This window comes from Kosakonia sp. MH5 (assembly GCF_009935945.1).
Taxonomy (GTDB): Bacteria; Pseudomonadota; Gammaproteobacteria; order Enterobacterales; family Enterobacteriaceae; genus Kosakonia; species Kosakonia radicincitans.
Map to the genome: position 1 here is coordinate 1 of NZ_QODH01000019.1, position 26,040 is coordinate 26,040.

Below are 26,040 nucleotides of genomic sequence, written 5' to 3' on the forward strand. Positions count from 1 at the left end.
TAACACACCTCCAATATAAGGGCTGACAGCAAGTGCAATTTTAGCAAGTTGAGTGGGGGCGAACCATTCCATTAGCTCAGGGAGCGTATGGAAAACCCCAGGGTCCCGGCATCTCAGCTGCATGGACGTAAGGACCAGTATAAAATTAAGCTACGTGGAGCCGGATACCGCCTTGTCTATCGTGTCGAGGATGACATTGTTACCGTCACTGTCATTGGCGTTGGCAAACGCGAAAACGACGACATTTATAATGTTACCCGTAATCGCAACTGACGTAAGGCTGCGGACTCTATTTTTGAGTCATATCCGGACCCAGTTTCTTTCTGGGTAACTTTGGTGGTTTCACATCATCGTTGCTCTGCGTACGCCGTGTCATCCAGGGATGATCGGCGGCAGGTTTGACGTAATATTTTGAGCGCAAATCAAACCTCGCATTATTGGCGATGAGGCAAAACGCGATGAGACGCGAAAAACGACATAATCCTCATCGTGCCCGCTGCGTCAGCCGCCGCAATTATCTATACTCCACGTCACCTGCCCTTATCCAGTAAGGTATCCTGTGTTAGCTACTGTTCTCGTTGCGATTGTCGTCGCCATTCATCTGTACATTCTGGTGCTCGAAATGTTTTTGTGGGACACCAGAACAGGCCACAAAGCTTTTAATCTTAGCGCGGAGTTTGCACGCGACACCCGTGTGCTGGCCGCGAACCAGGGGCTGTATAACGGCTTTCTCGCGGCGGGGTTATGTTGGGGCTTATGGCTGGGTGCAAGCGGCGTCCCGGTTACCCTCTTTTTCCTGAGCTGCGTGCTGATTGCCGGGGTTTTCGGTGCCGTAACAGCCAGCCGAAAAATACTCTTTGTGCAAGCGCTTCCGGCGCTGATTGCCCTGCTGATGCAGTGAATGTTGTCTTTGCCTGCCAGCTCTAATGTAACGCCCAAGAGCGAGCAGCGGAAGTTCGCGTTTGTCATAACAACCGGGATACAGGACTAACATTGGCATATGATAATCAACCGGGAGCAGGTCAATTGAGCCCAGCGATAGCTGAGTTAGGGAAATTATTTCCCTAAATAAGATGATTTATATCATGATATGTTTAAACTAATTGCTATATTACAGACACTCAACAGAATTTAATTTGTGCTTGCAGTGTGCTCACTAACTTCAATTCCTTAACAATACAACTGTCTTTGCGTGCTCTGGTGTCGGGCTACCTACATTAACAGCTGCAGGAAAGTTATTAAAATACATTGCGGTGAAGGAAAGTAATAGCGTCCGGGATATTTACTATACTCATACCATATGTGTTAAATTCAGTTAATAATTAGATATCTAACCATTCCATATGGATATTTTTGGCTGTTTATTTTCAATACATTCCTTGATTTTAAAACCTCTGCAGGTATAGATTGTCGATATCAAATATTTCAGACTATTAATGACAACTGCATGTCGGATCCATTCTGACTGAATTATTCACATATGTTTGATCTGCATCACTTAATCAGCAGTCATATGATTAGATTTGGAATGTTAAATGCATTTTATTATCAGGCATGGAAGGTGTTTATGTTACCTTGTGAGCTAGTTATTAAATTAACACAGCACATGAACAGGGAATACTGCAGTGCAGGTATATATATAGCATCAAGCTCTTGGTTTTTTGAACACGAACTCATTGAAGCCGCTCAGGCATCCAGAGCTTTGGCACAAAATTCAGTCACGAGACTCATGAAGTTTTATGATTTTTTGAGTAATTATCAGGAAATTCCATTTATTAATCAAGATATATCATCTCCTTGTGAGACCGTACTGTCTTTGGAGGGCATAATTGACGAGGTACTATCAGACTATCGTATCCGTAATGAATGCATTTTAGAAATAGAAAATGCAGTCCGAACCACAAGCAATATTAAAACACAATTATTTTTGGCAAAAATGAAATCTTTCTATCGTGATGAAGCACATCTTTTATTAAATTTGATTAAAGGTGATTTTCTTTCAAAAAAATCAAAGTGAAAGGTGCCGATTATAAATTATCAGAGATTGCACAGTTTTTATAAGCAATTACATTCCTTTTGATTATTTATCATCGAGGTACTGACTCTTATCCATGCGTATTGCTGGCCTGTAGACTACAACATCACTGGTTAATATGTACGTCTTCAAATTGCTTATGAGGACATTACTGGTACCATATTTATTATCATGAATAAAATGGCTGATACAGATTAAATAGCATTGCCATGACCGGGTATCACAATACAATATAATAAACATGTAAATTTCTTGACATGCTTAACATATTTAAATATTTCTCTCAATGAGATTAATGGTTCCCGGCATCGTGCCGATTATCTGTTCAAAGGTGCTATCCCTGAAGGCAAATCAAAGTCGGTGGCTCAAATATGAACTGGCAAGCATATAAAAATCATAAACTTGATTCAGAACAAACCCGTAGCCTTGTAAAAAAAACATTCACAGTCATCATACCCCTGCTTGCAGTCATTTTTCTGATTGCGCTCATTTCTTTGCTTTCAATAACGCATGACATGAATACAGACCGTGACAGGCATGACAGGCAACTTCTGAAAAAAGCTCTGCTCTATCGCCAGGAAAGCATCCGTTCTCATGTTGAAAACTATTCTGACTGGGGTGAAGCCTATGAGCATATGCATAAAAAGCTGGATATTGATTGGGGCTGGGGTAGTCAGAACCTGGGAGAGTCACTTTTTAAAGTATTGGGCTATGAAGGTATTTTTATTCTGTCTCCTGATGGAATGACTCGCTATAGCGTTCTTGAAGGTCAGTATAATATTAAGCCGCTTGATGACTGGACAGGAAAGCAGATAACAGCGAACCTGCAAAGAAAAGTGGATGCTAATCATGGCAAAACTGTTTCTCATCTGCTCCTGTCAAAGCAGGGGATTTCGATTGTTGCCGGTGCCGCGATCAGAACCGGAAGTGACAATAACGTCACTGCAATACCTGGGAAGCCCTCGCTGATGGTTTTCGTCTACCGCCTTACCCCTGCTAAATTGGTCACATTAGGAGCTGAATATGGCATACGCAACGTTCGTTTAACCGAGACCGGTGATCCTGATGATGAAATGACTGTTTCTCTGTTGGATGTAAATGGTGACCGCGCAGTCCTGACATGGGACAGCCAAAACCCTGGGCGTGCGCTAATTCTTTTTCAGTTACCGTTATTTGTCATTTTGATAGCCTTAACATTTTTTCTCATCTTCATAATGATGCGAAATCTGTTACTGAAAGCGAAGATTATTGATGAAAATGTTTTTCTCCTTGATAAAACTCATATTGCTTTGGCAGAAAGCGAAAAACGATTCCGTGATGTCATGGAAATCACCACCGACTGGTTATGGGAAGCCGATACTAATTTTCAAATTACCTGGTTGTCTGAACGTTTTTCAGTTATCACAGGTCTTCATTCCGAAGACTGGGTAGGACGAGATTTAACGGAGCTGTTTCCGGATGACCGCGATGGGCTACTTGACTGGAAAAGTCTGCAGCCATCTGGAGCATCGCTGAAACTAACCAACCGTAGGTATCTTTCTTCACGTCCAGGAGCTTATCATTGCAATCTTGTGGCTAAATACGTATTTTTCCCGGACGGCACTGTCGGATTTCGTGGGGCCGTAACTGATGTTACTGCCGAGGTCGAAGCGTTACGCCGTGTTCAATATCTGTCTTATCATGACGAATTGACAGGGTTACCAAACCGCAGCCATATGAAGGACTTCCTTACTGGGCAATTACTGGCTAATGCTGATAAAGACCACCAGGTTGCCTTGATTAGCCTTGATCTCGACAAGTTTAAACAAGTGAATGATACTTTTGGGCATGCGACAGGTGATGAATTGCTTGCCGAAGTTTCTACACGACTGAAACAATGTATACGAACCGGTGATCTCGTATCAAGGCAGGGAGGTGATGAATTTATCGTTCTACTTGATAATATACAGGGAACACAGTCAGTGGATGTCATTTGCAGTAAGATAATCAACAAAATAAACATGCCATATAATATTCATGGTAATGAAATATCTATAGGTGTGAGTCTTGGTATCGCACTTTCTCCATTACAGGGGAATAATCCAAGCGATTTATTACGTTTTGCTGACCTCGCTCTGTATCATGCTAAAAATTCCGGCAGAAGCACCTGGGTTTATTATCGTAGTGATATGTCAGAACACCTTGCTCAGCGACAGAATATGGAGATGGAACTCAGAAATGCCATTTTTGATAGTCAATTATTTTTGTGTTATCAACCCAGGTTTAATGTAAAAGACAATAAAATCGATGCGGTTGAAGCCCTCGTTCGTTGGCGTCATCCGGTTAGGGGAATACTCACACCGGACCACTTTATACCTCTGGCGGAAGAATCAGGCCTTATCATTAATCTTAGCGACTGGGTACTCAATAAGGCATGTGAGGAGGTGATGCAGTATTTCGAAACCATTTCTGTTTCTGTAAATATTTCTGCCATAGAGTTTAAGTCAAGTAATTTCGCTGAGAGAGTTAAGAACATTCTGAAAAGGACGAATTTCCCGGCTGAAAGGTTGGAAATAGAAGTGACTGAAAGCGTGGTTTTAACGGATCCTGAGCGAACCTTTGCTGCAATGGAAACCCTCAGGGAACTTGGAGTACGCTTTCTTATTGATGACTTTGGCACGGGATATGCTTCCATTAGTTATCTGCACAATTTTAAATTTGACGGGATTAAGCTGGATAAAAGTTTTACAACCGCCCTGGAAAAAAGCGGTGATAGCAAAAAAATCGTTGAAAGTATAATTGATCTCGGCAAAGCTTATTCACTGGAAGTAACTGCAGAAGGAGTAGAAAATGCAGAACAGCTTTCGTTCCTTAAGGAACATCATTGTGATGTAGTGCAGGGTTATTTTATAGGAAAGCCTGTTGAAATATCAGAGTTGAAAGTAGAAATTCAGTGAAGATGATAGCCAGCAGCCGTTCGAAATTCTCGACTGGATGAAAAAAAGAAATCTCTGTTAGCAAAGTGAAACCACTCTTGGCGCGCCAAAGAGTGAGCCGAACAGACAACTGACTTACCGCGCAGGAGAAAAGGAGATAAAAAAGCGCCGGGAATAATTACATCATTCCCAGCCGGCCCTTTGTGAAATCTGGCTATAAACGCTCAAACGTACCGTTCAGGGCATAACATCCACGTGCTTTCTATCCCGCCACTCTATACCTGCTCCGGATCTTTTCCTTGAACGAAAATGGCTGTTAATCAACACAGGGAAACTCACAGTTATGCGCAAAAAACAGGTAGAACTCTGACAACAACAGGTTATATCCCTCGATGTCATCTCCCTCTGATTCAGAGTCTCTTCTCACAAAATCATTGCTGATGTTTGTGGGTCTGGCCTCACATTAAAGCTTGTAGCTCTCATGACAACCAATTGAATTTGTAAGTAAGTAAAACATTCATTATCAAAAACCTGGACAAATAAAAGTAATTGTGTAACTTTTAATTATGCGATTAGGTCACGCTGTTTAAGAAACTGATGAGATTTATGAGCACCATGATTATCCGTCATCAATCGGTTTCTTGATTACCACGCAGCACTGGCTACCCTCTGTCATAAGGATGCCAGACTCATCGATCTTTTTGGCGAGCATTGGAGTCTGGTCGCGATAAGGCATTACTTCACCCATATACTGGGCAATGTTGAGCATTGTCGTTTTTTTGTTGATGCCCCCCCTTGCGATCAATATCGGTCAGCGGGGCAAACAGCGTAATGTGATTCTAAATTACATCCACGGACTGCTGCAGCTCCTTTGATCTGAAGCAGGTCTGACCTGTAGAGATCTGCCGTAAGCGGGGAGTTCACGATTATTGATGATAATATTCGAGGGCAGGATCGCAGTAATTGCGATGGGTGCCGGACAAAAGAATCCGATTTTTAATGTACCAGATATTCAACGCTCATTAAGTGCTATCATTTCTCTGATACGGGTTTAGACCTAAATTCGGCAAGACGGTGTTTTTGCTTTCCCTGTTCATCAAAATTTGAAGGATTTAGCCAACATTCCATAGCCAGTCTAATTTCATCCCACTCTTCGTCGATGATAGAGTACCAACGTACATCTCGGCTGTGCCCCTTTGAAACTTGAGTACGTCTGAGCGTTCCTTCATAGGTGAACCCAAGCCTTTCTGCAGCACTGATTGCAGCCTGATGCAGGCTGTCGCATTTCCAACCGCACCGACGGTACTGCAACGTTTCCATTATGTAAGATAATAAAAGAAATATGGCTTCCGTACTGCATAATGTCCTTTTCATCAGTGGCGACCAGTTAATCCAGCCTATCTCTACGGCTCCGTTATCTGGATCCATCCGTTGTAACGCGAGAAATCCTACGGCCTTATTTGTGGAAAGGTTGATAACGGCGTAAAAAAGAGGATCCTTGCTTGCAGCAAGTGAGGCTATGTAGTGATCACATTGTCTGATCGTTACCGGGCGTTTAATATGAAAGTATGTCCAATCGCGCTCGTCTTCGATACTGTGCCAGCCGGCAAACAAATCCCGGCTATGCTTGATGTCAATCGGTTCAAGGAGACAATACTGACCTCTGATTATAATTTTTTGAGGAAGTGAACGTGGATGCCAGTCAGGTAATGATGGACCTAATGCCTGACCATAAATATTTAATTCAGCCATTATAAACCTTCATTCTTTGTCAAAGTTAAAACCGGTGAGAACATTGCCATGCTCAAGATCAATATAGCAGGTTCTTCGAAAAGGCGCTTCTGGCATATCCCGGTAAAAATAGTAACAAACCACCCGAAAAAAATGCCAGAAACGCAGATGGCAGAATTTACAGGATTACATATTATTCATCAATGAAATATATCTTTAAGATGTAAGATTTTTTACAGTGTTGGGAATGTTTCTACCGTATTAGCAAGTTTTACATGCTAAAGAGTATATCACTGACTTATACCATTCTCGCAGCAGACTATGTTATTGAGGCCGTTGACCCTGAGCCGAAATCCTGCGCCATTCGGAAATAGAATTCCGGCATCCCTGAACGGAGCGGGTACCGATGAAAAAATCACGATTCACCGAAGAGCAGATTATCTTTGCCCTGAAGCAGGCCGAACTGGGCACGCCGGTGCCGGAGGTCTGCCGCAAGTCGGGCATTTCTGATGCCATGTTTTATACGTGGCGCAAGAAATACGGTGGCATTTTGCCCCCTGAGCTGAAGCACATGTGCCAGCTCGAAGAGGAAAACCTGCGCCTGAAGAAACGGGTGGCCAATCTGAACCCCGACAAGGCGACGCATTACGGGGCCAGCGAAAGGTGGGTCTGTTTTGCGCTGCGCCTGCGTATCTGCGAGAGCACAGAAACCCGCGTGCATTACGGGTACCTGCGGGTTCACATCCTGCTCAGACGGGATGGGCTGGCGGGATAATCATAAACGCATTTACCGGCTCTACAGCAAGCAGGGTCTGTCCCTGCGTCTCAAACGCCCACACCGGAATAAATCGGCACAACGTCGACAACCCCAACCTCAGGGGCTGTATCCGGACCATGTCCGGGACATGGATTTTGTCTCTGATGCGCTGTTAGATGGCCGCCGGCAGCGTCTGCTGACGGTGATTGACCTGTACACCCGAGAATGTCCGGGGATCTGTGTCGGGCAGAATCTGCGTTCAACGGAAGTCGCGGAAATGCTGAACAGTATAGCGCTAAGGCGCCCGCGTTCCCGGCTGCTGAAAACGGACAATGGCGCTGAATTTGCAGGGAAAATGCTGGACAAGTGGGTGTATGAGCGGGGGATCCGTATTGACTTTTCCCGACCTGGAACGCCAACGGATAATGCCACCGTGGAGTCATTCAACGGCAGGTTACGCCAGGAGTACCTGAACGGGCACGGGTTCATGTCCCTGGAGGACGCACGGTGCAAAATCGAGGCTGGCGCATGCACTATAATCAGAGGCGTCCCCATTCTGCGCCGGGCTGGATGACGCCATCCGAATTCGCTGAGAAGTCTGCCGGTTGGCAGAATATGCAGCCAACATGAAGCCGGTTATTCCTGATTACGACTGGATCATATTCGGGGTCAGGGTCAACGGTGGCCAATTTCTGTTTCTGAACGGAGCAAAATTTGGGAACAGGTGCTAGTATAAAACAGCAACGCGGCAGGGGCTTTTGCCGTGTATTTGCAGGGCACATCTCCCTCCGGCATCGAGAAAGCGCATTACTTATATTCCCTGTTCTTACAAGCCTGTCCGAATCGGCGAAGGCAGTGCTATGTCTTGTCTTCGCCGGAGTTTTTACAATATCGTTAATACTCCAGTTATATCATTTTTAAAATGCATCACTACTCTGGTCAAAAAACTCATTAAAAGCATAGAATAAATCAATGCGTGTGTTTGCTGATATTTTATTTTTAATATTAGCTTTGTGCGATGAAACTGTTTTTATATTCATGGCAAGAGAAGATGAAATTTCCTCATCTTTTTTCCCAAGAATAAAGAGAAATAACACCTTCTTTTCAAGGTTACTTAATGATATTTCTTTCAAATCAACTGGACTACCTTCACGCAGTTTCTTGATAAGGATCTCCATTGTTAAAATGTCAATAGAAACCGGTATCATAACCACATTTTTATTTTTAATCCGAAAAGGATTAAAATGACCCTGTGTGAAAACAATATTAAAACCATGCTCCTTATCAGAATACTCACTCTGCAGTTTGAATTTGTCATAGATTGTATTGATGAGTGTGTGAATACCATCTTCAAAATATTTGCAATTATAATTTCTAATTATAACATTTATGTCTTTTAGCATCATGTTTACTCAGGAAAAGTAATATTAAAAAAGTTAACCAATGGCAACTGCGTCTAAAATATAAATAAACTGATGTATTACTTCAAATGTTATATACAATTATGTGCTAATTATGAATTTGCACTAACCAATTGAATTTTTAGAATTTCCTCAGTTGTATCTGTGAAAGAAACGAGGATAGTCCTAAATTAATGAGGTGTATTGACAACATCCTCACAGCGGATTCAACTTCACCTGGATTTTATTAATGATTTATTTTAGAGCGAGTGTAGCATGCTTCTGATCTATATATTGATGATAACTTTTTTAATACTTATTATATTCTTTTCTTTCTACCGGCATGTTAAGTTAATGAACTCAAGGAAGATTGGAGCACAAAAGAAAAGAAGGTAAAAAAAACATAACATGAGGCTCATGTGAAAGTTATGGTTATTCAAAATAAAATTCATTTTGAATGCATGTTTATAAATGTTACACAAAGGGTAGTAAATGATCTCAGCCATCAGGGTCAGGCTGAAGCATTAATCACATAATAATAATATATGTATAACAATCCTGGTTGTAAGAATTCTACCCTAAGAGGGGAAGCCAACCTGAATATGCTGAGGTTCTCCTGATGTAACGCTTAATCCCCCGGCATTGGTATGACAGATAGAACGTAAAAATTCCATTCGAATTCTGGACCAGTAATCAACCGGAACAGCCTGCAACAATAGCAGGCATCATTAATCCATATTTATATTGTCTCTTGCTTTACGCAGTTTTTCTTCCCCGCGCCGGTCATACTTCTGGGTGGTGGTGACACTGGCATGTCCCATCGCATCTTTCACGGTAATCAAGTCCTCCCCGTTATCCAGCATGGCGGTCGCAAAGGTTCTCCTCAGATCATGCGGTGCACATTGTTCCAGTCCGGCCTCATGCTGACGCACCTGCAGAATATGGTACACCGCCTGGTCAGTCAGCCGGTCAGCTGTGAGAAAATCATGCCGGCGGATACGCGTGAACAGAGGTCCCGGTTGTTCACCACGGATCTGGTCGATCCAGTACTGAAGGCGCTGCCACGCTCCGGAGGGCACATAGGCCAGCCGCTGCTTGTTTCCTTTACCCAGCACTTTCAGTGCACATTCACCCGGGATGATATCCTCATAACTCAGCGCCACCGCCTCCGAACGACGCAGGCCACAACCAAGGATCACCGCCAGCAGGGCTGCATCGCGGCCGCCCTTACTGCTCCGGTCCGCCTCGCAGACGGCAAACAGCCTGCGTATTTCGTCCCGGGCCAGTGCCCGGCCACGCGGCAGGGCACTGCCGCGTACAGAGCGCACCACGCGGATGTGCTGGTAATCCTCAACGCTCATCAGTTTCAGCATCCAGGCCTCCATGGCCACCCCGCGCAGCGCCGACAGGTAGGTGTTGACGGTGGCCACCGCCAGCCCGGCATCCCGCAGCATTTCCGTCAGTGCCAGCACATGATGGCGGCGCAGCGCCGCCCAGTTGCAGGCGGTCAGATCCCCGGCCCCCAGAATACGCGCCACGATATTGAGGAACGACGTCATGGTCTGCCGGCTGCGCGGCGAGTTCAGCGACAGGAGATAAGCCCGGGCGGGATTTACCTGCGTGGCCGCGTCTCCGGTCAGGGACGGTAAAGCCGGCCCGCCGGTGGCCGTATTTGCCGGCAGGAAAGAGGACTCTCTGTGATCCGCGTCAGGGAAAGGCGTCATGATACTCCACGCGTCAGGTTAACCGGGGTCGGAATAACGGCCTGAAGACCGTGCGTTCGCTGTGTGAAATCTGTGGCCATTGGGTCGTCTCAAGCGTATCAGTTCATCTCTGCTTTTTCAAAGGTACATTTTAATAAGTAGAAAATTCTAATAATCAATAGGGCGTGCACTCTGCGGTAACCATAGTGGATCCGGGTTTAGGTGATATTCCTGATGCACTGGCACGAGCTCTCGGGCTGACCGGGACACCCGGTCTGATTGTGATGGCGCACCGAAAAACATCAGGGTATTTGCCGGGCTGGCCTCACTGCAGCAGATCCTTTCCGCGATACAAAAAGTACAGAACTGAACGCGCCCGGTCCGTCCGGGCTTGTCCAACCTGGTGAAGGCGGGATAACACCCACCTTCACCAGGTTCCAGTGTTTCGTTCTGATGCCCCTGAAGAACTCCGTACGACAGACCAACTTCGTGCCGGTCTGTGCCATTTCAGAGCCGTGTTCTGTTACAAATCTCAGAGTAGCGGGATTAGCCATGTCAACGAAGCCATCGTACAAATCGATGCTGTTACCCGTCAGAAAGCTTAACTGGGTCGGCAGCCTGAATGTGCTGGAAAAATAAACCCGCAGGCTCACGCAGACCGTGGCTTTCTTCTCTACGGATTGATAATGTGGATAAAGACGGGGGCGTCATATTACCGGCCCCACATCCTTAAGCGCAATTAGCCGCGCGATCCATTTGAACATGTCGTGAAATCTGTGACCAGACTGGCCATCGTGGATTTTTATGGTTTTGTGAATATGAGAATGACGACAGAGCCTAAAAGGCTAAATTTGAAAGAGGAGTACTACCATGATCAATCCAGAAATAAAAAATAAGGGCCATGAACCTCCGGATGGTCTTCCTCGTTACCGTCTCCTGACAGGTAAGGATGACGCTAAATTTTGTCATCGGGTTTCAGAAGCGCTGGCGCTTGGTTATCAATTGTATGGTTCCCCCGCCGCGACGTTTAATGGGCAGGATGTGATTGTTGCACAGGCCATCATATGGCCTGAGGTGCAGCAGAATCAGGCTTCGTAGCAATGAGTCGCTTCACGCGTCCGGAATCCGCCCGGGCTGTTCTTCACCGCCTGTGTTTGTTGTAAGGTAATCTCTTTACTCACCTCGACACATTGACGCACCTTATTACTCCGGACGTATACAACCTGAAAAATACCAGGAAATGGTGTATTTTAGGGTTCCTGATTTCACCAATGACATTGCTGGTTTTGGGAAAGAGACAAAGCCACTCCTGCCAGTGAGCGGCTTTGTCATTCAGTTCAATAGCTGGATAATTCTTCCGTTTGCTATTAGCACGTTGTGATGTAACGCCCGGCTCTGACAACCGGGAAAATATGGCAGCTTGCTTCATGTATTTGATTGTTTGCAGCGTTATAGACATAGGCTGTCAGATGCATGTCCGTACCGGCCCCCGGAGGAATAGCCCCTCCCCTGTGCCACAAATCATATTTCAGATAGAGATCCGATGCAGTACCGTTGCCGGTGTTATTTCGGATAATTGCGGCCTCTGACCCTGCCAGCGCCTGAGCAATAGTGACATGGTAAACACCGCCCGGAGGTTGCAATTGTTGTTGAGCCACAGTAATGGGTGCCCAATGATTATTATCACAGTCCAGTTGGGTACAGACAAAAACCCTGGCCATTGACTGGCCTGAGAATGTCATCAGAAAGAATGTCGATATGATTAAAAAGAAAAGTGATTTGTATGTCTTCATAATATATAACCTCGCCAGATAGTAATGACCGATATTTTACGCTTCGCCATTTTTTTCATTTCGGGAAATAGCCGGGAAATTCCTGGCACAGACAGGCTGTGCCAGAATTAATGACAAAACGTTGTACTGAATACACCAGAATTAAGCTGAAAGTGACTTACTCCTAGAAAACAGAGCAGCTGGGAACAACAGTCCACGTACCGTCGGCATTATAGGTAACGTCAAAAGTATTCTCGCCAGTTGTTGCGTCACAATTAGCTGCGGTCTGTGATGAACTGGTGAAATTCATTACAGTACCTGCCTCATATGTCCCCGTCTGCAGGTAAAATTTGAGGATCGGCTGGCAGTCCAGATTCTGGTTAGGAAACAGGGTGGTAAAGTTTGAAAGTACCACCGAACCATCGGCCAGCTGTACGGCGGAACCGGCATAAATAATATCGTTCAGATCCGGGTTAAATACCGGCGAAACAAAACGGAATGAACCAGGTTGCGCGGAGGTATCCGCGACAGGAGCCGCCAACCCGAACGGGCTTAATGATAAAGTAGTGGAGTTATTTTGTGCAGTACTGGTATCTGCCGGGGTCAGATCAACGGCACGAATGGCCGACAAATAGCCTGCCTGCTGGCCCACATCAGGAGATGTGTAGCGTTGTTGTGCGCCTGCAAAAAACTGCAGATTAAGTAAAAAAGTATATGTGCTGGCCCCCTCGGAATAAGGCCCGAGCAGCACATTCTGAATACTGTTCGAATAAACTTTACTGCCGCCGGTGTAAAGTGCGGGTTGCTGGAAAAAGAAAAATTCCAGCGGATGATTACTGAGGTTTTTCACATTAAATTTAAGCCGTGTGCTCATGAGCATATACCTTTTCAGTTGAAATGATTAATAATTGAATGTCTGGATATCGATATATCATATATTCTGCCTGCTGATGATAATTCAGAACAAATACATATAGCTGTGGTGGCAAAATAAATTACATGCGATTTAGGCGGACACGTTTAATTAATAGCTTTGGTTATAAGTAACACAAACTAATTTATAGATCGTCACGATCTATACGATGAATCATATGGACTAATTTGCTCAATCGAAAATAGCTGTAAATATATACATGGAAAAGTTTCAGGCTCTTACTAATAAAGGAAATAGAAACCACGAAAGTGTTCTTTACTTTTCGCAGATGCTAATATTTTCCACATGCCTTTTTTATGTAAAAAGATTTTTTAATCCATAAAACATTCAGTAGTGGATGGGATGATTCATCACTTCGTTTATCCAGTTATTGATCAACAGAGGGGTTATGCTGCGCGTTACGCGGTTAATCCGCTCTGTACTTTGTCGTTTCATGGATAACGCAGAATATATCGCAGCACACTTTAGAGGTGTTGAAGTTAAGGTAAATGCAAATGCAGTCACATTTCATGCTGCACGACTTTTTGTAATTTTTTGATCCTTCCACTGTGACCTGGATCCGTTGTACTGGAAAACTCAACGCCAATTGAGTAGACTCGTCTGGTCATGAAAGACCCGTGGTGGGGCTTTTTCATCGATATGAAATTTGAGTTCTTACTTATCTCAAATCAGCAGGCTGACAAAGTCTGAAGTCTTGTGGTGAGACTGATGGTTCCGGAGATGGGTCAGATTCACGCTTCCTGCCTGTACATGCGAGCGGGCGGGAAGTACATGGAATACCGGGATGGGGCGTATCCGTAAAACGTCCGGGAGAAGGTGACGGCAGGTCTGCCGGAACCGGAATGCAAAAACCCCCCGAAATCTGTCTAGAAACTTGGCGGAATCAGCAGAAATCAGGGGGTCCAAAAGCAGGCGCGTCGCCTGCAAGGGATTATAACGCATGCACCACATAAAACAACACCCGGCCGCCATAAGAAAAGGCCGGCGTGAATGACAATATAAAACCGCGCGACGATCGTCGCCACCGTGGCACTCATTCCACCGCCTGCAAATGTCCGGCACCGGAATACATCCGCCCTGCACACTATAAAGCGCTCAGCAAAGAACACGGCCGCGCCCTGCGTAACCTTATTGCCCGGAACAAAACGACCGGTGAGTGGGTTATACGTCGCCGGGTCTCTGCCGATCCACTCTTCACCTTCCTGCGACCGCAGACCGGACGTAAGCGGGCATTTCATCCCGTGCGCCGGCAGCTGCTCGATGCGTTGTTCATTCTCTTCATCAATAAGGTTGATCTGGCTACCGGCATCGTGACCATAAATATCTCGAAGCTGGCGGAAGAGCTGAGCCCGAAAGATGAACATGGCAGAGTTATCACTGAGCAGGCGGTCACCATCTGGCGTGTGTCTCGTCTCATCTGTGAGCTGGTCCCGTTCGGCGTCATCCAGGCGCCGGAATCTAAGTGGGATATCGTCAATAACTGCCGCTTCCCGAAACATGTGATCATCACCGAAGCCGGCTGGCGACTAACCGGCGTTGATATGGACAAACTCCGGGCCGAACAGGATGCACGGCTGGCCGCCATTCAGGGTGGACAGCTCGCTCCGGGAGAAACCCTGAGCCTGAAAGCCGCGCGCAGTCGCTGGTACGAACGCTGTCGGCTCCAGACCATCCTGTCGCGCAGAACGCGCGCCCTCGAGGGCAAACAACGCCGGAAACTCGCCGCGCTGCCCTTTGACGAGCGCAAGCGCCAGGTGTCCGAAGAGCTGATGCGCAGAATGAAAGGCCAGACCGGCTATATGACGCATCAGCAGTTCGAGAAACTGGTCTGGTCGCGGCTGTATCAGCTTGAGCTGGTCAGCCTGGAGCCGCCGGGAACGCCTCCCCCACACTAGCCCGCCTTTTTTAAACCTCCGCTTTGCTGCGGAGGATTCCGCACGTCTGTCATAAATATCCGGCTAAATATCACACAACGTACAGGTCTTTCCCACTGCCGGCATGCCTCATACGGCCGTGTTAAGGCCATCCTCTTTTATTATCCACAGATTTCCGCAAACAGAATAAAGGAGATTCCTGCAACCCTGCTCATTCAGCCCGCAATATATTCAGGACTTCGTCCTTACTTATCTTCATAAGGAATCAACTTTATTCACCGGATAAAAACGGTGGATAACGGGGAAAACCCAAAGAGGCCTTCGCCTGCAGCAGCCTCACGGCTGTGCCGCTCAGAAATTTACTTCCCACCACCGCCAGCGGCGGGTCCCTTTCGTTCTGAAACCCATCAACAGAACCGCCATTAAGCCCTGAAAAGCCGCGCCGCCCCGGGCCGGAGGCCCGGAACAGTGCCGCTTTTAAAGAGGATGATGTAACTAAGATTTTGAGTCGCGGTAAGTTCTGTCGCTGAAAGATCTGCGTGACACGCTCGTAAGCGCCCTTCGGGACGCTAACGCGGAGATACGCCCCGTCTTCGGCAAAGCCTCGACGTGACCACTCCGACCGCGCACATAACGTTCTGCGTCGCTGAACGCGGGTTATGGCTTAACAGGGATGGGGGGTTAATAGCCGCAGGCTATCATGTTGCCGACTTCGCCGGGTCACGGCGCCATTAACGACCGGCGTTATATTCACCTTCATCCGGCGCCTTTATGCCGCTGCGCGGCATGCAGTGAGCCCGTTCGCACAGCTCACCGGCTCTTGACAGAGGCCATGAGGTTGTCAATTTTCCGATCGGGAATATGATGTAAGGAGACAATCATCCGAGGAGAAGAAATGGACACACTCCTGTTCCCCCGCCAGAACCAGAGCGTCTGGGCGGCCACAATGATTAACCTTGAGGCCCGCCAGCTCGTTAATACGGCCAACACCGTGGCCGCCATGCATTTGCATGACGGGCTTTCGAGAATTCAGTTTGTCGACGAAATAAGGTCAGTCATCATGAGCCAGTTTGAAGCGGCACGGCGCGCGAAAACGGATGATGAGTGTATGGCCTGCATAAAAGCGCTGCGGGCAGAAAACCACAGCCTGCTTGAACAATCCCGCGCGCTGAAAACAGGCTATGCAAAGCTCTATGCCGAAGTAAAGATTGTCCGGGAAGATAATAAAATCATCGGCTACATTATTTCGGCCGTTGACGTGGTGGTTGCCGGCGTGGCCATTTTTGGCGGCATTGTCATGATGTCGTCCATGAATCCACTGGGTGTTGTGGCCGGGGCTGTTATTGTCGTGAACGGTTTTAACACCATCTCACGTGAGGCTGCGCGTACCTTCCTCGGGGACAGGCAGACTGAAGGGATGTTTGCGGATGGATCGATGGAGGTGGCCGAATTTCTTGGATTCAGCCGTCAGCAGGGGCTGGGTGCCTACAAAGCAGTCACGCTTTTCAGTGAAGTATACGGCGCATATGGTCTGCGTCTTAAACCTGAAGCCCAGCGGCTCTGGTACTGGACCCGGCCCGATTTTTTCCGGAAAGTATCCGGCACTCCGCGCCCGGTCATGGCCTTAAAAATTGCAGGCTGGGGCATTAATGCAAAAGTGGCGCTCGATTTATTGTCTATCGATCCGGGCGGGAAATAGTTTTCTGTAACCGGCTGGCTTTCCTGCCCAGCGTGGGCGGGAACGTGGCCCAGGCAATGACCAGCACAATGACAGCGCTCATTCCGCCTGAAATGATATGCGTCCTGTTGCCACTGATGATTGCTGCGGCCATAACCAGAAGGAGGACGAGGGTTACCCATAATGAAACCCGGAAACGACGGGAAAGGGCGGCAATCAGCTCATCCATCGTTCCACCTACCTGCTTCAGCCTGCCATGCAGATTTTCAACGTCACGTTCACTGAAGCCGGCATTCCGTAAGTCTTTGTCATTGATGCTCATCGTGTTCTCCCTTTTCCCGCCAAAGTATATACAGAGTTGACGCTCAACGGTACGTGCCTTGGGATAGATTTCTGGCCAGTCAGTTCTGAAGGTACAGTCTCACCAGACCGAAAACCATGAGATGAATGATGTAGGCCAGGTAAAAGAACGATGCCGGCATAAAGCGTTTTTCTGTTCCCGCTTCCGGTGAGTTGGCGATACTGGCCGCCACTGCCGGCAGCAGGACAGTGGGCAGTATCGCCAGTACGGCGACGGTGACCGGTATGTCCAGAAAATGCTGACTGTTCAGGGCAACCAGCGAGAAGAAAGCGGCCGCTCCGGCCGTGAGCCTGTGCCGGAATGAAGAGTTGTGCAGGAATATGGCCAGTGACAGCGCCAGTACCAGTCCCGGTACGCCGTAACTTGCGAAAGAGAGAGGCCACGCCAACAGGGCAAGCAACACTACGCCGCCCAGCGTGCCTGCCAGACGGTAGCGGTGATGCCAGGCAAGCAGCTGCGTGGCGCCGGCGAAGACAAACAGAATATTGAGAGCGTACCACGGGTCGTGTTCCCGGAAAGCCAGACTGAATGCCGGCTGGGTGACGAGCGCCCATAACCACATCCGGTTTGCCCTGATCTGCAGACGTTCTGGCCTGAGCATCACATTGCGTGCCCATATCAGCACGAACAGCGGAAACGCCATTCTGCCCAGCGCATAGAGTTCCGGTCGAGGATGCGTCAGCAGCAGCGTGTTGACGTGGTCCGCCAGCATGGCAGCCAGCGCCGTCAGTTTTAGCCGATCGGCGGCTCCCGGGCTGATGGTCAGCCAGCGGTGTATTCGTGATGCAAGGCTTATCTTCGTTGAGCTGAGAAACTGTGTCATTTATTTCCTTTTCAGGTCGGCACACGCGGAAAATATAGTCCTGTACCCATTGCCAGAAAACCCGCCCGCTGTAAGACGGAACACTGACGCCTGCTTTCTGCATAATTTTTCTGGCAACCGGCTCGGACTTATCGCGGATAATCAACATTGCTGAAATTTTATTTTTCTGTGCCAGTGCAGCACTGAAGTGATAAAAACTGTTCATACGCTAATAATATTATGGTGACTAATATTATTAGTCGGCATTCAGCATAAGAACTTTAGTTCCCGCAGCTATAATTTTAAACTAAATTAGTTGCACTTAGAATATATTTGTCTGATTGAAAATCAATAAGAATTAATAAATTCTGCCGGACTTAAAACGCAAAAAAACTGAATATCAGAACAGTGGCTGAACAGTTTTTTTTATCAAAAAATCGTCCTCATTACGGGGATTACCGATTTTCACTGATACCGGATGCCAGCTAAAAGCACTTTCCGGCAAGGCATGTTCTTCTGCAAGTCTCACGGCATCTTCCGGACGGGCTCCGCCATTTATCCATGACAGAGCAGCATCAGTATCAAATACCAGCGGCCGGCGGTCATGAATATCAATCAGCCCCTGTATACCGGCATTCTCTCGTCTGCACAGGAAAATTATTTTCTAAGTACGAGATTTATAACGGCCATTCATTATTTTCGAGCCCATTTGCTTGCGAAGTTTCTGAAGGAGAATAGTTTCCTTGTCATTCAGTCCCTCCCCATTCTTCAGCTTTTTAAATATCATTTTGTATCTCTTCGTTCTTCTCCGTGTACGAATACTGGCCAGTACTGCGGTTAATGAAATTATCATGGCAATAATTGATATATAAATTGATGTATTTTCTGGCAATTTTTATTCCTCATCGTGGCGAGGGAATTAATACAGTGAAGACCACCCCAGGGTGCCTCTGATATGACTACCGGGTAGGCTGTCAGGCATGGCCCGGTTTAAAAAGATACGCTGACAGTTCGGCAGCGGTGATATCAAACTCAAGATTCTGTATTAATTCGGCCAGTTTTTTCTCTGCCGTATCGCGGTCAATCCGATCCAGCAAAATCTGGAAAACGGCGAGTATAAGCTCCTCCGGAAGGAGTTCCGGATCAATAACAATATCTCCGGAAATTTCTTCAGCCGGTTCACTGAAAAGCCAGCCGTAGTTCGAGTGTTCAGCATTCATGTCTGTCGTCTCTGTAACGAAATTTTTTTTCGGTTTTATTTTACCCAGTCTTCCAGCACCAGGCCCGGGACCCGCTCAAACTCCCGCGTATTATTCGTAACCAGCACAGCGCCGGTGGCGATGGCATGCCCGGCGATCGCCGTGTCGTTCGGACCAATCGGCGTGCCGGCCAGCCGCAGCGCGACGCGGACGTCCGTGGTGGCGTCAACGGCCGCACGGTCCCAGGGCAGGATGGCATCAAGGCGGGCACAGAACGCGTCAACCAGTTCAATATGGCGCGGAGAGGCTTTCGGGCCGGTGGCCCCGAAGCGCATTTCGGCGTAGGTGATGGCCGAAACCACGATGCGCTGGCTGCGCAGCACCGCCTGCTCCAGGCGCTTAAGTACGGCTTCCGGCTGCTCGCGCATGATGAACGAGCAGATACATGTGTCCAGCATATAGGTTTTGTTCACAGGTCAAATCGTCCTTCGTCGGTGACAACGTCCTCACGCTCCGCCATAAAGTCCGGATCGGCCCTCTCAAGCTCAGCGAACGAGCCCCAGGTCGGCCGGACAGGACGCAGGATGATGCTGTCGCCTTCCCGCACGATCTCCAGCTCACTCACCCCCTCAAAATCCAGGTCGCGGGGAAGACGGATGGCGCGGTTATTACCATTTTTAAAAATCGATACGGTTCGCATGATGTCCTCCTGGTTTCTGGCCTCATGGCCCATCAGCATATGCTCAGTATAGGCTGAGGTCTTACATATGTATAGGGTCTGTATATGCAGATGCTAAGGATATGCGTATGTATTACATATGCAGATGCCCGGCATATGGATATGTTTCACCTATACTGATTCTTCTCTTTTTCACGGCAGATCCGGAAAAAGCCAAAAGCGGATGAGACACAAAATGAAGCAAAACTGTACGGCACTCAGGACCAGCCCTTCATGCAAAAAGGTCGCTGCTCACTGACTCACAGGGGCATCAGATCAAGAAAGTACTTGTCCAGTTCACCGTCGCTGAGACGAAGCTGTAGTATTTAAATGCGACTCTGAATATCGGTTTGCGGATGGATGTAGTCTGATTCATAAGATTTTCGGAATTAATTCATAATTAATGAGACTTTTACCTTATGTCCTGGGTTGCTTACTCTTCGTGGCACAGCGAAAGCAAACGCGCTTTCGAACACATAACCCGAGGATTAAGACCATGAAAATCATTAAACACACTTCAGTTATCGTCGTGGCTGCTCTTTCACTGATGTCAGCCTCAGTTTTTGCGCAGAGCGTTACCGCGACTGCCCAGACACTGAGCGACGCTGAAGCCAAAATCGCGGCGAAAGCTCAGCAGCAGAGTGCTCAGTACACAATCATTGAGGCCAGCAGTAATGACATCGTCCATATGACCGCTAAGCTGCATAAATGACGGGTGGTGGCGAAAGTAAGTGCCGGAAAAGGTCACCCGCCGGGCGGCCTTTTTCACATCTGAAGTCGCTTTACAATAAACCGGATATCGGAATTCGTCCCGACACGGCGGCTGTCCCCGTCGGTCAGTTTTACCTTACGTCTGTAACCGCCATAAAGGCAATTACACGTTCAACCGGGTGGCAACCTCTAAAGCCAGCTCCGTAAATGCCCGGGCCGCAAAACTCTGATACGCATCCCTTCGCCGCATGAGAACCGCGGTACGCGTCAGGCGCTCGGGTTCGAGCGCGATCGCCACCAGATTTTCCTGAGCCAGAGCGGTTCTAGCGGGCAACAGCGTGGATAAAGATGTCCTGCGAACAATTTCTATTACCGCTCCGAGAGCGTTAGCCTCCATCATGACCTTCGGATGAATACCGTGTTTACGGCAGTAGCTGTCAATCTGTACGCGGGTTGCAAACTCTCTGCTGAGCAATACGAGGGACTCCGTGTTCAGGGCCTGCAGCCCGGCAGATTTTTCCTTCGCCAGTGGATGCCCGGTGTTGACCACCAGGGCAAGCATCTCGTCCAGCAACGGTATGGCATCGATATCCGGGCAATTTACTTCGCCGAACGCTATCCCCAGATCGAGCTCTCCTTCCTGAAGCTGGTCTTCAATGCTCTCCTGTGAAATTTCCCGCACGTCGAGGGTGATATCCGGATAGCGATGATGAAATGCCTCAACCAGCGGCCCGACAAGATACGTTGTGAAGGTAGGCGTCACTGCCACGCGAAGCGAACCACGGCTGAGATCGTTCACGTCATGGATTGCGCGCGTGGCTTCCCGTAGCTCATGAGAAGCGCGGCGCACATACTGAAGGTAAGCGTGGCCGGTATCAGTCAGCTGTGTGGTACGTCCGGACCGATCGAACAACTGGGTGCCAAGCTCCTCCTCCAGCTGCTTTACCAGTTGCGAGAGAGCGGGCTGTGAAACGTGTAACGCCGCTGCAGCTTTGGTGAAGCTGAGATGTTCGGCAACTGCCTGAAAATACCGTATGTGCCGGGCAAGCATCATTCACCTCATAAGATTATCTGAATTAACTCATAATAATTTAGACTTTTATCTTATACCATCGGTTGCCTACTCTTTGTCACACACAACTGACACTGAGACTGCAACCATGAAAGAAATTATCGAAGGTTTTCTGAAGTTCCAGGAAAACGCCTTCCCCAGGCGGGTCAATCTGTTCAAAAGTCTGGCCAACCAGCAGAGCCCGAGAGCCTTATTTATTTCCTGCTCTGACAGCCGCCTGGTGCCTGAACTGGTTACCCAGCGCGAACCTGGCGATTTATTTGTGATCCGCAACGCCGGTAACATTGTGCCGTCCTATGGCCCGGAGCCGGGCGGCGTTTCTGCCTCGGTTGAGTATGCGGTTGCCGCGCTTCAGGTGAATGATATCGTGATTTGCGGCCACTCTGACTGTGGTGCAATGACTGCCGTTGCCACCTGCAAATGCCTCGACCATATGCCCGCCGTATCAAGCTGGTTGCGCTATGCAGACTCTGCGCGTGTGGTGAATGAGGCCCGACAGCATTCTGACCAGTCAGCCAGAATCGCGGCTATGGTGCGCGAAAACGTCATCGCTCAGCTGGCTAATATCCAGACCCACCCATCGGTTCGTCTGGCGCTTGAGGAAGGCCGGGTAACCCTGCACGGCTGGATCTATGACATTGAGAGCGGTCGTATTGATGCTTTTGATGGCACAACCGGCGCCTTCGTGTCCCTTGCTGAAAATCCAGAAGTTAAAGCCGTTTCCTCACAAGCCAGGCATGTTGCCTGACCCTTTCATTTACCAGGAGAAAAAACATGATCCAGACTCAAGTCACCCAGGCCGCGCGTCAGGCACTGACTGAAACCATTATTCTGGCCAAGGCCCGCAAGGATCTGTCCTTTGCCGAAATCGTTGAGGGCACAGGTTTGTCGGAAGCCTTCGTTACCGCAGCCCTGCTCGGCCAGCATCCGTTGCCCGCCGACGCGGCAGTTGTTGTTGGTAAGAAGCTCGACCTGAATGCCGATGACGTTAAACTGTTGCAGTCTGTGCCCGTCCGCGGCAGCTTTACCGACGGCATCCCGACCGATCCGACAATCTACCGTTTCTACGAGATGATCTCAGTTTACGGACCTGCCCTTAAGGCTCTGGTTCATGAGAAATTCGGCGACGGCATCATCAGCGCCATTAACTTCAAACTGGACATCAAAAAAGTTGATGATCCGGATGGTGGTCATCGTGCGGTAATCACCCTGGATGGCAAGTACCTGCCAACCAGGCCTTTCTGATCCTCTCAGAATTCAGCCCGGCGACTCAAGAGCCGGGCTGCCTGCGTGTTCAGTCGTGGTGTGTTCTGACCCTTTCTCGTTTCACATCTGATAATCGAGGTCCCAGCATCAACATTGTGCCGGATGGCGTTAATACCCGACATGTCACCGTTCCCCGACTAAACCTCCGTCAAAACTCACCGGGTGGGAGACCCATAACTGCACGAAACGCAGCAGAAAATGCGGCCGGTGACGAAAAACCAAGCTGCCAGGCAATCTGTTTGACAGGTACGTTTTCAGAAAGAAGATCCAGTGATGCGTATATTCTTGCGCGCTGTTTCCATGTCCGGAGGCTGAACCCCGTATCACGTGAAAACAGGCGGGAGAAAGACCTTTCCGACATGTTTGCTATGTCAGCCATATCGGTTAACGAGGTTTCCCAGCGATGGCTGAGCATCAGTTCCCGTGCGGCGCGTAATAACCGGCCATCCTGCGGCATCGGTAGTTGTGCGGGTACGGATGGCGACTCGCCGATAATTTCCAGAAGCAGAAGTGACATTTTCCGCTTCGTCAGCATGTGGTAATCATCTGTGAACAGGCCCGCTATTAATTCCTTTACCAGAGGAACCACGTCAATCACGTGTACCCGGTCATTCCTGGCGAAGTGTGGGCACTCAGAAATCAGGCTACTGCTGAAGTAAGCGGCGCGCAGCTCCGTACGTGACAGAAGTCTGTATGAGTGTTCCATCAACGGCGGGATCCAGAGTGCCCGCTGAGGGGGAATAACCCATCGCCTGCCTGCGGCCTCAACCAGCAGTACGCCACTGCTGGCGTATAAAAGTTGTCCTTCCAGGTGATTATGAGGAGGATCCTCTTCCCCGCGCCGGTAGGAAATGGCCGTCACTGACCAGCCTGTTGAGTCATCGTGCCTTGGCGCTTTATCGATGCTTACTGACATTTCAGAATCAAACCTCACGTCTATCATGTTCCGACTGGCGTCACCCGACCGGTATTTCGCAGGGGGGAAGTGCGCCTGACTTATTACTTAACAAGACTCAGAAGGATATAAGCCTGTGCGAGTACATTTTATTGTGCATGAACATTTTGAAGCACCCGGCGTGTTTGAAACCTGGGCCGTGATTCGTGGCCATGAGGTGACCTTCTCGCGCGTTTATGCGGGCCAGAAACTTCCTGTAGATGCACGGAATATCGATCTGCTGGTCGTCATGGGGGGGCCGCAGGATCCTTCCGTCACGCCTGATGAATGTGCACATTTCGACTCCAGAGCAGAACAGGCACTTATTGCCTCTGCAGTACATCTGGGTAAAGCTGTCATCGGCGTCTGCCTGGGCGCCCAGCTGATTGGGGAGGCCCTGGGCGCACGCTTCGCGCACAGTCCGGAAAAAGAGATCGGTAAGTACCCCATTTTTATGAGCGCAGAAAGCGGGCAGAACCCGCTTTTTTCTCACTTCGGTAATAAGCTTGATGTCGGGCACTGGCATAACGACATGCCGGGACTTACGCCCGGAGCGATGATCATCGCCAGGAGCGAAGGTTGCCCACGACAGATAGTTGCTTATTCTGAGCTGGTCTACGGGTTTCAGTGTCATATGGAACTTACACCGTCCCTTATCGAATTGCTGATCGCGCATTCCGACGGGGATTTACGTCGGGCCGCAGACTATCGATTCGTTCAGACACCGGAAGAACTACGGAGCCACGACTACAGCGAAATGAACAAAGCATTATTCACTTTTCTCGACAAGTTCGAGTCACGCTACCGCCAGACAGGTACATGAACTGGTTACACGCAGCGGAACGACATGCCGTACCATTGACGGTTTATCAGTGATTACTGAGCCGAAAAAAGCCCCCGATAAGTAACAGGTCGCAAGCCTAACGGGGGAAGTGTGTAAACGTCGAATGGTCCGGCTCTCAAGAACTTTTGCGCTAATCCGGACAACGGACAGAGGGCAAAGACGACCGGCCGGTGAAACCGACCGGTCAGCAGGCAGCTACTTCAGGTGTTCTTTCAGTTCATAGGCAGCCTGACCAAGTGCGGTCCGTACGGCAGGCACATCACTCAGCGCGTTCAGCAGACCGAAATCATGAATTAACCCGTTGTAGCGGGTAACCGTCACGCTGACGCCGGCGGCATCAAGCTTACGGCCAAAAGCCTCACCTTCATCCCGCAGCACATCAAGTTCGGCAGTCTGAATCAGGGTAGGTGGCAGCCCTTTCAGTTGATCAGGCGTTGCGCGCAGCGGCGACGCCAGGATGTTATTACGATCGCTTTCCCTGGTAGTGTATGCCTCCCAGAACCACTTCATCATGTTACGCGACAGGAAATACCCGTTCTCGTACTGGTTATAAGAACCAGTATTGAAATTCGCGTCAGTCACGGGCCAGAGCATGACCTCATAGCGGATGGCCGGCGCTTTGTGCTGTTTGGCCTGGAGCGCGACGGCCGCAACCATGTTACCACCGACGCTGTTACCTACCAGCGCCAGGCGACTGCCATCGACGCCAATTTCGCTACCGTGCTCGGCGACCCAGCGGGTTGCCGCATAGGCCTGACTGATCGCAACCGGGAAATGCGCTTCCGGCGACGGTGTATAATCGACAAAGACGGCCGCCGCACCGGACTCGCTGACCAGATCACGAACGAGCCGCTCATGTGTCGCAAAGTCGCCCAGTATCCAGCCGCCGCCATGGAAAAACATGAAGACTGGCAGGGTTCCCTGCGCGTTATGAGGCTTTACGATGTGAAGTTTGACGGAGCCGCCATCAACGTTGATCGTTTTTTCAGTGATGTCAGCAACAGGCAGTTTCGCCCCCTTCTGAGCGTCGATCAGCACCTGACGTGCGTCCCGTGGAGACAGCTGTTCAATAGGCTTACCCCCGGCGCCGTTCAGGGCATTGAGAAATTCCTGCACGTGACGCTCCGGTTGAGAAGCATCGGCAAAGCTGTTGGCTGAGACAGCCGCCATTGCGGCAGTCAAAAACATAGATTTAATATTCATAATACGACCTTACAAATATAGCTCAAAATTAAATAGTGCGCTATAAAGAAAGACAAAGTACGTCGCCTGTACCCGATCATGACGAAACCCGCACCGGGGATACTTAAGAGCCCCCGCCCAGGCCAGCCTGC

24 protein-coding genes and 2 pseudogenes are annotated in these 26,040 nt (G+C 48.7%); 12 read left to right on the forward strand and 14 right to left on the reverse strand.

Annotated elements, in window-relative coordinates; genetic code table 11:
* Positions 1–75: 75 nt before the first annotated feature.
* Positions 76–273 (forward strand): annotated as a pseudogene (locus DK872_RS26145) (type II toxin-antitoxin system RelE/ParE family toxin); the annotation flags it as partial.
* A 16-nt stretch (positions 274–289) separates the two neighbouring features.
* Here DK872_RS26145 and DK872_RS26150 read toward each other — a convergent pair.
* The gene (locus DK872_RS26150; protein WP_161519084.1) at positions 290–445 is read right to left on the reverse strand and encodes a hypothetical protein; all 156 of its coding nucleotides are present in this window, start codon (positions 443–445) and stop codon (positions 290–292) included.
* Between the two features lie 114 nt (positions 446–559).
* On the opposite strand from DK872_RS26150, the gene DK872_RS26155 reads away from it, so the two are divergent.
* The 3 genes from DK872_RS26155 to DK872_RS26165 all read left to right on the forward strand — a co-directional run bounded on the left by DK872_RS26155 (position 560) and on the right by DK872_RS26165 (position 4,971).
* The gene (locus DK872_RS26155; RefSeq protein ID WP_161519054.1) at positions 560–901 is read left to right on the forward strand and encodes a DUF1304 domain-containing protein; all 342 of its coding nucleotides are present in this window, start codon (positions 560–562) and stop codon (positions 899–901) included.
* 579 nt (positions 902–1,480) lie between these two features.
* The gene (locus tag DK872_RS26160) at positions 1,481–2,017 is read left to right on the forward strand and encodes a hypothetical protein (protein WP_161519055.1); all 537 of its coding nucleotides are present in this window, start codon (positions 1,481–1,483) and stop codon (positions 2,015–2,017) included.
* Between the two features lie 389 nt (positions 2,018–2,406).
* The gene (locus DK872_RS26165) at positions 2,407–4,971 is read left to right on the forward strand and encodes an EAL domain-containing protein (RefSeq protein ID WP_161519056.1); all 2,565 of its coding nucleotides are present in this window, start codon (positions 2,407–2,409) and stop codon (positions 4,969–4,971) included.
* Between the two features lie 1,011 nt (positions 4,972–5,982).
* Here the strand turns inward: DK872_RS26165 and DK872_RS26170 are convergent.
* Positions 5,983–6,702, reverse strand: a complete 720-nt coding sequence (locus DK872_RS26170) for a GNAT family N-acetyltransferase (RefSeq protein WP_161519057.1) — start codon at positions 6,700–6,702, stop codon at positions 5,983–5,985.
* A 385-nt stretch (positions 6,703–7,087) separates the two neighbouring features.
* On the opposite strand from DK872_RS26170, the pseudogene DK872_RS26175 reads away from it, so the two are divergent.
* A pseudogene (locus DK872_RS26175) lies at positions 7,088–8,068 on the forward strand (IS3 family transposase).
* A 287-nt stretch (positions 8,069–8,355) separates the two neighbouring features.
* Here DK872_RS26175 and DK872_RS26180 read toward each other — a convergent pair.
* Positions 8,356–8,844, reverse strand: coding sequence for a response regulator transcription factor (locus DK872_RS26180; protein ID WP_161519058.1), 489 nt, complete (start codon positions 8,842–8,844; stop codon positions 8,356–8,358).
* 722 nt (positions 8,845–9,566) lie between these two features.
* Complete coding sequence (locus DK872_RS26185) at positions 9,567–10,562, reverse strand: tyrosine-type recombinase/integrase (RefSeq protein WP_161519059.1); 996 nt, start codon at positions 10,560–10,562, stop codon at positions 9,567–9,569.
* 849 nt (positions 10,563–11,411) lie between these two features.
* Here DK872_RS26185 and DK872_RS26190 point away from each other — a divergent pair.
* Positions 11,412–11,639: a DUF1737 domain-containing protein gene (locus tag DK872_RS26190; protein WP_161519060.1), complete on the forward strand. Its 228-nt coding sequence runs from the start codon at positions 11,412–11,414 to the stop codon at positions 11,637–11,639.
* A gap of 269 nt (positions 11,640–11,908) precedes the next feature.
* Here DK872_RS26190 and DK872_RS26195 read toward each other — a convergent pair whose 3' ends face one another.
* Together DK872_RS26195 and DK872_RS26200 are read right to left on the reverse strand one after the other, a co-directional pair.
* Complete coding sequence (locus DK872_RS26195) at positions 11,909–12,334, reverse strand: hypothetical protein (RefSeq protein ID WP_161519061.1); 426 nt, start codon at positions 12,332–12,334, stop codon at positions 11,909–11,911.
* 163 nt (positions 12,335–12,497) lie between these two features.
* A complete protein-coding gene (locus DK872_RS26200; RefSeq protein ID WP_161519062.1) occupies positions 12,498–13,187 on the reverse strand; it encodes a hypothetical protein in 690 nt (229 codons plus the stop codon).
* A gap of 1,046 nt (positions 13,188–14,233) precedes the next feature.
* Between DK872_RS26200 and repA the strand changes: the two genes are divergently transcribed.
* The gene (gene repA / locus DK872_RS26205; RefSeq protein WP_161519063.1) at positions 14,234–15,142 is read left to right on the forward strand and encodes a plasmid replication initiator RepA; all 909 of its coding nucleotides are present in this window, start codon (positions 14,234–14,236) and stop codon (positions 15,140–15,142) included.
* An 874-nt stretch (positions 15,143–16,016) separates the two neighbouring features.
* Positions 16,017–16,820, forward strand: coding sequence for a DUF4225 domain-containing protein (locus DK872_RS26210; RefSeq protein WP_161519064.1), 804 nt, complete (start codon positions 16,017–16,019; stop codon positions 16,818–16,820).
* Here the strand turns inward: DK872_RS26210 and DK872_RS26215 are convergent.
* The 5 genes from DK872_RS26215 to vapB form a co-directional block, all read right to left on the reverse strand.
* Entirely contained in the window at positions 16,798–17,121 is a 324-nt protein-coding gene (locus DK872_RS26215; protein WP_161519065.1) for a hypothetical protein, read from the reverse strand. The two genes, DK872_RS26210 and DK872_RS26215, sit on opposite strands and share 23 nt — an antisense overlap.
* A gap of 79 nt (positions 17,122–17,200) precedes the next feature.
* Entirely contained in the window at positions 17,201–17,983 is a 783-nt protein-coding gene (locus DK872_RS26220) for a TraX family protein (protein WP_161519066.1), read from the reverse strand.
* Between the two features lie 953 nt (positions 17,984–18,936).
* The gene (locus DK872_RS26225; protein ID WP_161519067.1) at positions 18,937–19,182 is read right to left on the reverse strand and encodes a hypothetical protein; all 246 of its coding nucleotides are present in this window, start codon (positions 19,180–19,182) and stop codon (positions 18,937–18,939) included.
* A 35-nt stretch (positions 19,183–19,217) separates the two neighbouring features.
* Positions 19,218–19,634: a type II toxin-antitoxin system VapC family toxin gene (locus DK872_RS26230; protein ID WP_161519068.1), complete on the reverse strand. Its 417-nt coding sequence runs from the start codon at positions 19,632–19,634 to the stop codon at positions 19,218–19,220.
* Complete coding sequence (vapB, locus tag DK872_RS26235; RefSeq protein WP_161519069.1) at positions 19,631–19,861, reverse strand: type II toxin-antitoxin system VapB family antitoxin; 231 nt, start codon at positions 19,859–19,861, stop codon at positions 19,631–19,633. Before vapB ends, DK872_RS26230 begins: the two co-directional genes overlap by 4 nt.
* A gap of 514 nt (positions 19,862–20,375) precedes the next feature.
* Here vapB and DK872_RS26240 point away from each other — a divergent pair.
* Positions 20,376–20,591: a YdgH/BhsA/McbA-like domain containing protein gene (locus DK872_RS26240; protein WP_161519070.1), complete on the forward strand. Its 216-nt coding sequence runs from the start codon at positions 20,376–20,378 to the stop codon at positions 20,589–20,591.
* 162 nt (positions 20,592–20,753) lie between these two features.
* Here DK872_RS26240 and cynR read toward each other — a convergent pair whose 3' ends face one another.
* Positions 20,754–21,641: a transcriptional regulator CynR gene (cynR, locus tag DK872_RS26245; protein WP_161519085.1), complete on the reverse strand. Its 888-nt coding sequence runs from the start codon at positions 21,639–21,641 to the stop codon at positions 20,754–20,756.
* Positions 21,642–21,750: 109 nt separating this feature from the next.
* Here cynR and DK872_RS26250 point away from each other — a divergent pair, with 109 nt between their 5' ends.
* Together DK872_RS26250 and cynS are read left to right on the forward strand one after the other, a co-directional pair.
* Entirely contained in the window at positions 21,751–22,410 is a 660-nt protein-coding gene (locus DK872_RS26250; RefSeq protein ID WP_161519071.1) for a carbonic anhydrase, read from the forward strand.
* Positions 22,411–22,436: 26 nt separating this feature from the next.
* Complete coding sequence (gene cynS / locus DK872_RS26255) at positions 22,437–22,907, forward strand: cyanase (RefSeq protein WP_161519072.1); 471 nt, start codon at positions 22,437–22,439, stop codon at positions 22,905–22,907.
* A 169-nt stretch (positions 22,908–23,076) separates the two neighbouring features.
* Here the strand turns inward: cynS and DK872_RS26260 are convergent, their stop codons facing one another.
* Positions 23,077–23,844, reverse strand: coding sequence for a helix-turn-helix transcriptional regulator (locus DK872_RS26260; RefSeq protein ID WP_161519073.1), 768 nt, complete (start codon positions 23,842–23,844; stop codon positions 23,077–23,079).
* A 115-nt stretch (positions 23,845–23,959) separates the two neighbouring features.
* Between DK872_RS26260 and DK872_RS26265 the strand changes: the two genes are divergently transcribed.
* Positions 23,960–24,685 carry a type 1 glutamine amidotransferase gene (locus tag DK872_RS26265; RefSeq protein WP_161519074.1) on the forward strand — a complete coding sequence of 242 codons (726 nt, stop codon included), beginning with the start codon at positions 23,960–23,962 and terminating at the stop codon, positions 24,683–24,685.
* Between the two features lie 216 nt (positions 24,686–24,901).
* Here DK872_RS26265 and DK872_RS26270 read toward each other — a convergent pair whose 3' ends face one another.
* Positions 24,902–25,909: an alpha/beta hydrolase gene (locus DK872_RS26270; RefSeq protein WP_161519075.1), complete on the reverse strand. Its 1,008-nt coding sequence runs from the start codon at positions 25,907–25,909 to the stop codon at positions 24,902–24,904.
* Positions 25,910–26,040 lie beyond the last annotated feature (131 nt).